Source organism: Ruminococcus sp. MCC718 (assembly GCF_018783905.1).
GTDB lineage: Bacteria > Bacillota > Clostridia > Lachnospirales > Lachnospiraceae > Hominisplanchenecus > Hominisplanchenecus faecis.
On record NZ_WQNP01000032.1, the window covers coordinates 144,155 to 157,016 of the forward strand.

Annotated in this window: 12 protein-coding genes; all 12 read right to left on the bottom strand. The window is 32.3% G+C overall.

All coding sequences use genetic code 11. The annotated features are described in order from the left end of the window. Positions 1–8: 8 nt before the first annotated feature. Positions 9–209: a hypothetical protein gene (locus tag GPK60_RS04555; RefSeq protein WP_215658949.1), complete on the bottom strand. Its 201-nt coding sequence runs from the start codon at positions 207–209 to the stop codon at positions 9–11. A 25-nt stretch (positions 210–234) separates the two neighbouring features. After that, entirely contained in the window at positions 235–1,956 is a 1,722-nt protein-coding gene (locus tag GPK60_RS04560) for a hypothetical protein (RefSeq protein ID WP_215658950.1), read from the bottom strand. A gap of 463 nt (positions 1,957–2,419) precedes the next feature. Beyond that, the gene (locus GPK60_RS04565; RefSeq protein ID WP_215658951.1) at positions 2,420–2,683 is read right to left on the bottom strand and encodes a hypothetical protein; all 264 of its coding nucleotides are present in this window, start codon (positions 2,681–2,683) and stop codon (positions 2,420–2,422) included. A gap of 407 nt (positions 2,684–3,090) precedes the next feature. Further along, positions 3,091–4,473, bottom strand: coding sequence for a macro domain-containing protein (locus tag GPK60_RS04570; RefSeq protein ID WP_215658952.1), 1,383 nt, complete (start codon positions 4,471–4,473; stop codon positions 3,091–3,093). Positions 4,474–4,574: 101 nt separating this feature from the next. Then, the gene (locus GPK60_RS04575) at positions 4,575–5,813 is read right to left on the bottom strand and encodes an SIR2 family protein (protein ID WP_215658953.1); all 1,239 of its coding nucleotides are present in this window, start codon (positions 5,811–5,813) and stop codon (positions 4,575–4,577) included. Continuing rightward, positions 5,810–8,656, bottom strand: a complete 2,847-nt coding sequence (locus tag GPK60_RS04580; RefSeq protein ID WP_215658954.1) for a hypothetical protein — start codon at positions 8,654–8,656, stop codon at positions 5,810–5,812. The genes GPK60_RS04575 and GPK60_RS04580 overlap by 4 nt, the downstream gene beginning before the upstream one ends. Before the next feature lie 463 nt (positions 8,657–9,119). Further along, complete coding sequence (locus GPK60_RS04585; protein ID WP_215658955.1) at positions 9,120–10,250, bottom strand: hypothetical protein; 1,131 nt, start codon at positions 10,248–10,250, stop codon at positions 9,120–9,122. Positions 10,251–10,272: 22 nt separating this feature from the next. Further along, complete coding sequence (locus tag GPK60_RS04590; protein WP_215658956.1) at positions 10,273–10,581, bottom strand: hypothetical protein; 309 nt, start codon at positions 10,579–10,581, stop codon at positions 10,273–10,275. 14 nt (positions 10,582–10,595) lie between these two features. Continuing rightward, positions 10,596–10,925 (bottom strand): hypothetical protein, encoded by a 330-nt coding sequence (locus GPK60_RS04595; protein ID WP_215658957.1) that lies wholly within the window; start codon positions 10,923–10,925, stop codon positions 10,596–10,598. A gap of 2 nt (positions 10,926–10,927) precedes the next feature. Continuing rightward, positions 10,928–11,341, bottom strand: coding sequence for a transposase (locus tag GPK60_RS15220; protein ID WP_346727713.1), 414 nt, complete (start codon positions 11,339–11,341; stop codon positions 10,928–10,930). A gap of 24 nt (positions 11,342–11,365) precedes the next feature. After that, a complete protein-coding gene (locus GPK60_RS15225) occupies positions 11,366–12,262 on the bottom strand; it encodes a transposase (protein ID WP_252191291.1) in 897 nt (298 codons plus the stop codon). After that, positions 12,243–12,686, bottom strand: a complete 444-nt coding sequence (locus GPK60_RS15230) for a transposase family protein (protein ID WP_252191292.1) — start codon at positions 12,684–12,686, stop codon at positions 12,243–12,245. The genes GPK60_RS15225 and GPK60_RS15230 overlap by 20 nt, the downstream gene beginning before the upstream one ends. Positions 12,687–12,862 lie beyond the last annotated feature (176 nt).

Here is a 12,862-nt window from a genome sequence, read left to right on the forward strand (position 1 = left end):
TAACCCCATTAATAATCTTTTCCTTTTATTTTTCTCTTTGAAATTCCGATATCTTGATAATACCCATTACAATTCTCTGCCAGATAATCCGCCAGATAAAGTCGCTCCTTAAACTGCCATGGCAAATTATGATCTCCAAAAAGCTCCTGCATCTTTTCCAGTTCTTCACAAGCCCTGTTCTCTTCCTCTTCCGGACCGCCGCCATACATATCCCAACCATTTTTCCGGTACTTTTTATCTAAGATTCTCTGTTAATTGCATTTTTATAAGTTCTGTAACATTATCTTTTAATTTATCATTTGAAATCAATGTCATGTCTGCCGCTAATGTTGAAATAGTGGTTTCCACAATATTATTGTAATTATAAGCTTTATCTCTTTTAATAAATTCTATCGAATTATATGGAGAAGACAATGCCAAATATAAATTTTCAATAGCTTTTTCATTTATTTTGATATTTTCATAATTTGACAGTCCCGCCAGATGACACAATGTAAGTGCAACCGTATATGCAGTATGTGCTGCTGAGATTTGTATTTTTTCGTTTTGGCATTTCTCGTAGCGTTCTTCAAAAATTTTATGCGAAGAAGCTGCATCACGTTGAGCCTTCGTTAACCATTCTTGTTTCTGTTCTAAATCTTTTGTTTTTAATGCTGATCTGATATAACATTTCGCACGTTGATGAAGATAATTAGGATCTGTTGAAAGTAAATCATTTAATGATTCATATATACCTCGGATCAACGCAGTTCCCTGAGATGTAAAAATCTGGTTAATATTATCAAACAATATATAGTCTTTATATGATGCATTCTTTTCTCCACGCTTCAGATCCGGCTTACCATAATGTTCAATCTGTTTTAACACGATATAGCGATATGCTTCAATGACTCTTTTACATCCTTCTTCACTTTTTTCCAGAGAATCCAGTTGCCTGCAAAGCCAGAATTCTGCATTTACCACGTACTTCATAGGTGAATTTTTTGCAATACTTTTCTCAAAATCCCAAGTTCCTTCATCTTCAATCAATGGTGAGGCTTTTTTCTTCTGGAGCATAAATTCTTCTTCAAGATTCAATATTACTACATCTTCCGAATAGATTTTTTCCATTGTCGCCAATGCTACCAGACATGCCACATCTTTTACTGTCCCGACTCGTGGTGCTATTTTTTCAAACTGATTCCCTTGTATCAGACGTGAGCTAATATCAATAATATTATCTGCTATAGATTTGGTATTAGAAAAAACACCAAATGTTGACCGCACTAATTTGATATTAAGCTCGTTCGTCTTTTTTTCACTTAATTTATTTTTTAGTTCAAAAGGAATGAGTTCTTCCTCTTTAATAGTTTCATTTAACCGCAAAAGTGCTAAAAGACTAAGCAGATCACGATTACTCTTATTTTCAACAACAATAAAACTATTACTATATTTTATCCTGTTCGAATCCGTTCGGATAACCTTTTCAATCTGCTGAACTGAGAGTGCCTTGCTATCAGTAATTACCAGACACTTTTCCCTGTTTATCAATATTTCAAAAGCTTCATCATTTATCCGTTCACGAGACTGGAATACAAAAACATCTCTGTCAACAACTTTTCTTGCAATGTCTATGGTCACATATGTTTTTCCGCTGCATCCCTGTCCTACTAAAATTTGTGTACCTTTTATCTTAGTATTTTTTATAATATCATCTGCTATTTCCCGAGATATAAAAAAATCAGGTAATAAAACTTTTCTTTTACTATCTATCAAATTTTTTCCATGAAACAAATAAGACTTATTTACATCAAATCCATCTTTAAGTTTTTCAAATTCATATGTCTTATATTTATCCAAATCACTTGAATCTATTTTTTCTGCTTCATCAGCCGCAGATACAATTTCACTGTATATAGCATCATACGAATCGAACAATACACAATGTGTAATTCCATAATCATCCAATAATATCATATCGTCTTCATCAGGTGCTGTAACCGTACAGTAATAGTGGCTGCCATTAGACAGTGTAGCAGACACGACCGAAAGTAAATCAATTTCATTTGATAAACCACAGCCTATATATATATCAGATTTAAATACTCATAATCATGCTTTAATTTTTCCAACAATATCTTATTATCCCGAAGGCTTCTGATATATTGCATTTGATCAAAAATTTCACATTTTGAATCTTCATATGATAAAATATCATCAATATGACCATGTAACTTTATTGTGCACTTTTCCTGGTCAAACACATCATCCCATATTTTTCGATTCGAATAAACAACATTTGTATATTTGCTATTATGTTCAATGGCATCATCTGTATTAAGCGTATAAATATACGGCCAGTCTATATCCAAAAATTTCTTCTTATTTTCATCCAATATAACATTTGTAAAATTATTTCTCAAATAAGCCCTTTGTTCTTTTACAGGAACAGATTTGTGATATATTGTTGATATTTCAGAAAACTGTTTGTCTGTATATTTTGCTTTTTTGAAATATCATATCCTCTCACTTTTATAATTTCATTTATCATGTATTGTTTGTAGTCATCTCCGGAAGGAACCTTTCCTGCCCGACTCGTACATTCTCTTGTAAATCCTGAACCTAAAACAGGAATCAACATTCCTTTCTTTAAATGTTGTTGTATCTCATTTTTCACTTCTGAATATTTAATACACTTACACATATTTAACTCCCCTCTATATAGTTAATCCTGTGGTAAAATATCAATAGAGTCTGAAGTTCAAAGGCACTGCTTCTAATCCTTTTAGTCGGCTTTGTCCGAAACTGATCCGAAAGTATGTATCCTGGCTCATATAACACATGCCTTTCTTATCCATAAATCTATCCCAGGAATCGGATCTATGGGTTGCTGGACAAAGACCAACTCTACCCTCTGAAAAAGAATAAGCGATCCATGCTAAATCTTAATCTACATTTTTTTATAAGTATCCAAGTCTGCTAAAGTTACCCTTTTTCTGAAAATCATTTTAAAATACCTCTTGACTATTTACCAAATTACTTATATTTTCTAAAATTGTTTGCAACAACATCCTAACCAGCAAACTTCTGTAATAAAGTAGCTTACCATTTTTATTCCATATATACCCTCTGCTGTAAGTGAGATAGAAAAAATGTAAATGTCAGAACTAAAAAGAAAAATTGTATTCCTGCTTTTGAATATTCTATCACTCTTAATGTCATTGTAATTGGATTTTCTTCAATAGCTGCATTTCCCAAAATACTATAATCTAATGCCTGCCATATTGTTATCTTATTCCAGAAATGTGTATAGTAAAATTGTGCAATGCCAAAAAGCATCCCCATATAATTGAAGATTAATAAAATATTTGTCCTGATTCTGTTTGCAGAAGGTCCCATTAAATCTGTCAAAAAAATCAATGATAGTATATATGTAATTGTATCTAACATAAAATATACAGATAATAAGGATAAAAATCTCACAAACCCAAGGTGCGTATTTAACCAAACAGTATCCATTTTATTTAATACTCCGATAATCGCCAAACATAGTACTGGAATAAATGTTCGGACCAGAGTATTTATTTCCACTACCTCTTTACGCATCTTCCAACTGAATTTTCCAAAAAACTTCTCTATAAGCATTGGAATTGGAAAAAGAAATCTTACCGCTACCAAAAACAATCTGAACATTTTTGTTAAAGTAAAATAATTTCGTTGCGAAGAATCATTTTTTAGAATCTCCCGGCAATAAGCCACCTGTTTTTCCCATGCTCCCCAAAATACCATATGTTTCTCTGTCTTTAATTGTTCTTCAAATTTCTTATAAATATTTGTTGCGTCCCGATGATGTCTCTGTTCATAAATAACCAAATATATCCTTTCCAGTCTTTGAAAATTATCATAATTTCTGTTCTTTTCTTTTAAAAGACTGTTTCCAATTGATGCAATTGCAATCCGCAGTGCGAATTCAAAAGGAAATCCATAATTTCCAGAACTGATAACCGGTATAGCTACTGTTTTAATATCTCCGTTTTTAAAAATTTCCTTCATAATACTATCATAGCATTTCTTCAAAGTTCTTATGCATCCTGAACCACCGTCATATTTAGGTCCAACTGCATGTATAATATATTTTGCAAATTCCTGTGGTTCCGGATCTACCTTTGTAGTCACAGCACCGCCAGCCTCACATCGAATCTTAAAATCAGGTGCATTCTCTTCTTCACCCAAAGCTTTCTTTATCATACAATTAAATCTTTTTTCATTAGACATATTTTCAGGATTATTTGGTTGATTTAATATTTTTCCCACACGCTCATGAATTGCTCCATCCACACCACTTCCGCCCATAAGTGTAGGTTTAGCAGCATTAACAATAGCGTCTAAAATCAATATTTGATTTCCATCTTTATCTTTCAGATCAACAATATTGCCTGGAATAACTGTAAATATATCATCAATCCTTTTGTCACTAAACTGGCTACTTATCATATTTCCCTCCAAACATGAATTCTTTTGTATTCTCTGGCTTTATTATAACAGTCCCTTTTTTGAATCTCAATATTGTTCTTATATTTTATCAATACTTGTGCCTATTGTTGTATTAATTCCGGCTTTTCATGTAATCTTTCTAAATCACAAGATAACTGCTCATGTGATGACCAAATCACCTGAAAGCCATGATTGTTCCAATATGTTGTTTGTATATCTATCAAATAATTAATAAACAGTTGTTCATATGCATATTTTCTGCCGTTTTTCATATCTTCTATACATTGATCCAAACTGAATTTCTTCAAATATTTACTGAAAACAGACTTCACGATACCATCAACTGAAAAAAATATGTAATACTGCTGTCTGTCTCTTTTTTCTTTCTCTATATGTTTTACTAATCTTCGAAAATTATAATCTGCACCAGAAAAACCAAGAAAAATCATATTTGTTCTCAACATTCCATAAGATTGCAGCACATTTGTCCAGCTATAATTAACCTGTTCTTCCTCATAATAATCCGACTCCGCTAAAATAACTTTGGCACTCATAGGCTCTTTTTCTTCATCCACTGCTGGAATCCTTCCATGTACATGATAAATATTCCAATCATTCTCCCCAGCCAGCCCTGGTAACTTGTGCTCCTTTATAATCGAATGTACTCTTTCCTCAGGGCACTTGCATATTCTCCTTAAAGACGCTTCCAACAAATTGTCATAATTATATGTAATTGCATTATGTATTAATGCATCATTTTCTGTTTTCATTAATCTTGCCACTGCTAACAGTGTAGTATCTTTTAACGATTCTTCTGTTATCTCTTTGTCAAATTTGCATGCTTCTCCGATATAACGATTCAATGTATAATTAACTCTTTTTTCAAATTCTTCACCCTGATTTTCTTCTTTTGAACCACCCAAATCTTTTTTCAGATAAATTCGAATATATTCTCCTGCTTCAAGCAAATTAATTTCATGAAACACATCTTCATATTCTCCCTGTAAAGCTTTCTCCCATTTTCTAATAAACTCCAAATCATTGTAGCCGTACTTATCATAGAACTCTTTTACATCTTTATCAAATTCTTCAATTGGGCTACTTCTCTCTGATGTCGGCAATAATTGTGCTGTCACTGTAGCAAGAAGCTTATACCAATTCGGCAATCCAACTGAAATACTTACCCCGGCTCCAAGGCATAGCATCCACTCTGTCTTCTTTCTTTGTCCACTATCTTTCTCTTCATTATTTTCCTCTGCTGTTAATCTGTTTTTTAATTGTTCTAACTTTTTATTATTCTTGTCTTTTACATTTTTTAACAGAATATCTTTCACTTTCATCTGTAATCCCCCAGTTTTTTCCATAATCCTATCAGATTTCCAACCATTTCATAGGCATCTTTCTTCTTTACCATGTCACTTTTTTTATATAATTCATATAAGTCCTTGCTTTTTTTTATAACTTTCTCATTGCAGCACTTCTCCAAATATTTTTCCACTTCTCCTGCAATCCACTGACTTTCTTCTTCTTGATATTTCTCCAAAATCCATTGAATCCTTTTTATCATTTCTTCAACATTATGATATTGATACTTCTGCTCTTTTCTTATGTTTGCTTTTGCTATAATTTTATTCTCTACACTTTTCGGCAGTTTTCCCTGTATATTATATAAAATTTTAAGATCTGCCCCAATTCGCAAAATCCCCTCTATTGTATCTGGGAAAGCTTCCTCTTCATCCCATGCTTCATAAATAAATGCCAAAAGAAAATCTTCCACTTTCACTCCAATCGTCTTTACTGCACAACAATCTGAAAAGCTCTCACTCATCGTTGAAAGAATCGCATCCATTAATTCGCCATACACTATATTCATCTGATTTTCTGAAATCATTACATTACCGAACAAATCATCAAAATATTCTTTAATGATTCTTACAAGATTTCTGTCTTTTATTTCCTGGTTTTGACTTTCGAAATCATAGCCAAACATCAGAGACTTTATGGCATTCCGAGCCATTTGGATCTTTACTTTTTTTTCTTTCTGCTCTTCTTCCCATAATTCCTTCAATTTTTCTTCAATTTTTGCATACATTTGTCTTTGGTTTTCATATACGATCTTATAAATATCGTTTTGTACTTTATTATCTGTACCACAAAACAAATCATACATCTTTTTTATATCAAAAATTTCTCTCTCCATAACTGTTCGATAAAACTTAATTTCATCTATTAATTTATCATATTCTTCAAACTTTGGATTCTCTGCTATTTTTTCTTTTATTTCTTCCCATACGCGTTCCTTTTTCTCTTCATAGACACCTCTAATATATTGTTTCACCTTCATTTTCTCATTTCTGGCAAGATACCTCGTAATCTTATTTTCCAAAAACTCTAAGGTTTCTTCTGCAAAAACTTCATTACTGATATCGCCCGCAATATAATTTGCCAATGCATTCACAATATGCCCAAATCTTTCTCTTCGTCTTCTGTTCCCAATAAAATGGAAATATTCATGAAGAACCCGAAACAATGTTCCCTGAACATCGTACAAGCTTGTTTCTGGAATAATAACTATTATCGGCTTGAAAGTATTGCTATCCAATTGTTCCTCATAAAACCAAAATGAGTCCACGACTTGCGTCTTATCACATCCACCACTTGACACAATAAAAGAGAAGTGTTCATTTTGTTGCAAATTTTCTGTTAAAATTTGCAACATGGAACTATATGCAAACAGTAATTTTGTTGCCGAACTTATTGTAGCATGAGTCAATGGACTTCCTTCTAAGAATGAAGATTCTGAATGAATAAGATCTGTAATCAGCCCTTTCATATGTTCTAAAAATTTTGATAATGCTATTTCCCTTTCTTCCATTATTATTGCTTTTTCTGCAACATCGTCATCGATTTCAAATGCTTTAATGAAACATTCAAAAACATCCCCTATTATTTTTCTTACATCAAATCCATGCGGAGTTTTTGCGATTATTTCAAAATTTTTCATCACCTTATGTAATTCTCTGGAATTTCTTGAATGTATACCATATTTTTCTAATTGCTTTTTATATTTTTCCAAAAATCTTTTACATTCTTCCCATCCATTCAATTTTATTGTTCTCTGTGTAGTCGTGCAAATACTATAGTTTTGCATCTTTACAGTACCTTCACACTCTTCTGGTTTTGTATACAAACTTGTCTTAACTTCCGCTATATAATTCTTAAAAAAATCATTATCTGAACTAAAAATCTGTTCCTGTTTATGCCATTGCAAATACTGCGATAAATATTGCGATGTTGTTAAAACACAATCTGCATTTCCATACTGTACACAGACATTCTCTGAAATTTCTTCTAAAAATTCTTTTGAAACCTTATTGCCACTTATGTCATCTGATTTTAACGTCTCCTTTAATCGCTCTATAAAGATTTCCCTTGAAATCCCAGGCTTAAGTTTAATCTGAATACTAACCCGTACTTTTTTGTCTGTGTCCTCTTTAATATTATTGAAAAAATATTTATCTACACCACAAATGGAATAACAGTTGGATACCATAATATCCTCTGTACCATCTTGCATCTGAATTCTGATTTTCTTAAACTGTTCTATAATATTCGCCGCTTTATTTATATCATTTACAAGAAACAAAATGATACAATCAGAATATCCTAGTAACGGAAAAATTGCACAATGCAAATCTTTCAATTTTATTTTCATATTTTTTAGATTACTCTTAAATTTTTGCCTCACTGCTTGCATAATATCAGCTAAATCACTTTGTTGTTTTACAAACGATTGTGAAAAATTCAACACTGCCGTACATAATAGCGGATAGTCTGTACGTACTTCTTTTTGATACTCCTGATATTCTTGTTGATTTTGACTATTTAATTTTCCAAATCTTTCCCAAAAACCATAATCAAATCCTTCTTTATCCAATTTTTCTCTATTTGGAGGTAATATGGCTCGGAATGTGTATTGTGCCATAAATGGGTTTTCCATATCTACTTGTAACTGACGATTCTGCAATCCCTTAGGTCTTAAATCGTACCATTTTTCTACCGTATTAATATCTAATCCATCATAAAATCCAAACAAAGTATATTTATAATATTGTAAATCATTCTCAACTATATTCTGTACTCTTTTCTTTAATGTGAATAGAATACCGGCAAATTCTTTCATTTTCTGCTCCCTCTTCCTGTAAATTTGGTATACTAAAAGGCTCCCAGTCAATCTACTGCAGAGCCTTTTTAAGCTTTATAAATTTATATTTTGTTAATTCCAACCATGAATATTTGAAAAATCATGTGCATAACCTTTTGTGCGTCTTTCCTTCTTCTGAAAAGAATAACCTTTAGAAGCCGAATGCAAACTTCTGTAAGGTGAACTATTTGCAATTTTTTCTTTATCTGATAATCTCCGAGTACTCATAAGCAATTTTCTCATTTTTCACCTCAATTTAAAATTAATTTTTTTTATAATATCACACTTGTTTTGTTTTTGCAATGGGGGGAATCTTGAGTTTCCACAGTTTTATCTGCAACCGCCACAAAATCATTTATCTCCACATCACATTGCCTAATAATTCTTGATTTATTTATTACTATTTACTTCATGATTCACCTCCACCTATATAAAACTTTCATCATTCTATATGTGCATAGTAAAAACAATTTATTAATGAATCTGTCAACTTTTTTCTATCCATTCCCTGAATGCTCTTTTCATCAACAACACAAAACGACTCATAAGACGGAATATCCCTTATTATATCAAGCCAATAATTCATTAACCCAAACTGTTCCTGGACTTTGCGAAATCCATCTTCTATTTTTTCAAGTTTATTGAATTGAATTGCCAACAGCAATATTTCCATTCTGAGTACCGAAAAGTACATAGCTCTTGATACAGGATGATCCGCATTCTCAAAAAAAAGTTTATCTGCTGTAATATCACTGCGAATTGCTTCCTGCAAAATAAGATAATTAAACACATGTGAAATAGCACTTATTGACTTTTCCGGCTCATTATAATGTTCCAATAAAAGTTTTACACCATTCCAGTCACAATAACATTCTTCAATAAAATGCTGAAACCTTTGACTATTAAAAAGTTCGTTATAATACTTTTCTATATTTGTTGGCTGTTTTTCTATAAAATATCCATACCTCTCCTTAATAAATTGTTCGAAAGTACAATCCTCTAAAATGCGGCTATCTAACACTCGCATAGATGCCCTTACGAATTTATGATAGTCCTCAGGTACACCGCCGCCTTGTTTTCTTCCAACAGCTAAATGCCCTAACTCATGACCTATCAGAAAATATGTCTGTGCTGAAAGCATATAATGAATCGTATGAGAATCATACCCTTCATTCTTTTCAAAAAGATACTCCATTGTTCTATATTTTCCCGAAAAATATAAACTCCATTGTAAATTTCCATTACGGATAAATTCTTCACCAATTAATTTGAAAAAGAATTTTTTCATATCATTCTTTTGATTTCCCAACAAGCAAATATGATCAAATATGTATAATGCCTCCAACAGACAGCTATCATAAATCAAATATGGATTCTTACGAAAATAAAACGCACTCAAACTTCTTGTTAATGTTTCACAGCATATTACTTCTGGTACTTTCATTCCAAGATCTGCACTACAATCGTTTACAATTTCCAGAATTCCTTCTGATTGTCTTAAATTTTGCCTGCAACATCGATCTGCAATTTTCTTTGCTAATATTTCACTTTCACTAAGCACATTTCCCCTCATTTCACCAAATAAACTAAACGTTTTATTGCTCTTCTAAGTCCGAATTATTTTTATATTTTTCCTTCAACACTTTTTCGATCAATTCTTCAGAAACATTTTTCAATTCTATTTTTTCACCATCAAGCTTCATTGAGGAAACTTTCTTATTTTTAATTAATGAACGGACCAACGGTATTAAGATTTCAAGTGCTCCTATAAACACTTCAATTTTTGTTATATCTCCGGTAAAATTTTTTTCAGTAATAATGTCAATTTCATCGTTCTCTTCTTCCATTTGCATAAGTTCACGAATATCTTCCATCTCTTCTATCTCAATTTCAATCTTATACATATCACTACCTCCATCTATTTTTTCATAAGCAAACCTTTTGATACTTTTTGCATAATAACTGCCACTCCCCATGTCACTATCAGCACACACATCAAATTCACCAGCCAGCTACCTGTGAGATTCATTAAAGATACTGGTTCCACAACAAACATATAATGATACAAATATATTTCAAAACTATTCTCACAAATCTTATCTATCATCATATTGGTTCCTGCATCATAGAAAAGAACTGCAAACATCGCCATTATACAGAATGCTGCTACACCTTGTGTATACCCCACGATAATGCAATCATATATTCTACTTCCATCAAACGTAAACGGTAAAACGGTTCTTTCCATACTTAGTTGAATTTAACGTAAAAGAGTTCTCCGAATAGCACTTTCGCTTTCAATAGTTCAAAACTGTTTCGACCATACATTACCCGTTTTATGACTTTGATTTTATTTACACTGCCTTCTGCTAAGCCATTATTATACGAATATATAATTCCATTTTTTACAGCTGTTATATCCTTTTTTATGCCGTTTATGAATGTTTGAAGTTCAGGGATATCATATTTTTGTGCTGCATTGATCCATTCATCTAATTTTGTAGGTTTTTTAGAGAATATGACATTACAAAAGTCTTTGGTTAATGTATATAACTCACTCAATAAAGGATATTTTTTTAATACTTCCTGATACTGTTTGACAGTGATTGTGCCAATATCCTCGAGTTTTTTATAAACCAGCTGGCATAAGGATTTCCTTTGCACATATTCAGAATGCGGCTTTTCTGTTTAATTCTGTTCATGCATTCGTGTTCTTTCTTTTTGCATAAACATTCGTAACGAAGCTACACTGCCAGTATATCCCTTTTTACAAATAATATCATGTATTTGGGGATACGTTAATCCCTGGCTCCTGAGTTTTATTACCTCGTTCTCATATGGAGCTAATTTTCCTGGAATTCGAACATTATAGTGACCATTTGTAACTGAAAAATCAGGATTTAAATAATTTTGTATAGTCTTATGGGCACGGTGCATCTGAGATGCAATCTGCTCAATCGGATATCCTGCCAAAGCCATTTCTCTTGCTTCTTTTATTTCCTGTTCTTTTTGTTTTATTGCCAGCTGGTGTTGCCGTTCCCTGGCAATTTCCTTGCTTTCTGGAATCTGGTCTTCTGGAATCGCAAGATATTTTTGGATTGTTTTAGGTGATGAATGTAACAATAATGCTATATCCGATATGGTCAGTCCTTCCCTGCGTTTTTCATGGGCGAATTTTATACGCAATGACCGGTTTGCAGTGTTATATAATGCTTTCATTTCATCCGTAACGCTTTCTGTTAATGGTATTTCAACCCTTGCAGGAAACTCACGAAATATATATTTACAGATAACTTCCGAAAGTCCCTTTATCAAGTGAAAACGGTCACTAATCTGTATGACATCAGGATGAGAATTTGTAGCAGCGGATGCGTATGTAATGGCTCCATCCCTTGAAATAACTTCGATATTGTGAAACGTTTTCAGCCAGTTGCAGACATCATTTGTATCTCTTGACGGAATCATATCAACAATCCGATGATTTTCCAAATTTATCATAACTGTTCCATAAGAAAATCTTTTACGGAGAGCAAAGTCATCCACACATACCATTTTTACAGAAGATTTATCCACAATGGATGGCATTTTTTTTAAGCAGATCACAGATGCTGCTTTTGCAAACTGAAATATTTTCGCTTTTTAAAAGTTTAGAAGCATTCAACGAGCTTAGTTGGGATGATGTATATAAAATATTTTGGATTAACCTGTTCGTTTTTTTCGATTTAGCAGCCACAAATGGATGTTTCTCGGAAAAAGTTTTATGAGAACAGTCCAGATTCATACATCGCATTTTCCTGGTATCTACCAACAGAATGACCTTTTTTCCTTGCATAGGAAGATCTTGAATTTCTCTTTCATAAATAGAATGAACTTTAGATGTTTTTCTTTCACAAAACGGACATTCTAATTCAGTTATTGTTGATGCAATATGAAAAATCACTTTATCTTCTTTTATGCGATATTGTATTAGTTCATAGGCTGGGTCAAGTAACTTAATAAATTCGTCCATATAAATATCCCTCTTGGTAAATATATTTTGAATGTATTATATAACTTTAATACATCAATTTCAACTAAATGTGGAAAGAACCGTTCTACCGTTTACCAAACATCTGGACATGAGCTTTGATCCAGTTGTCGGTTTTCTCATTCATATATGCTTTTACAAAAGCATACTGACTGTAA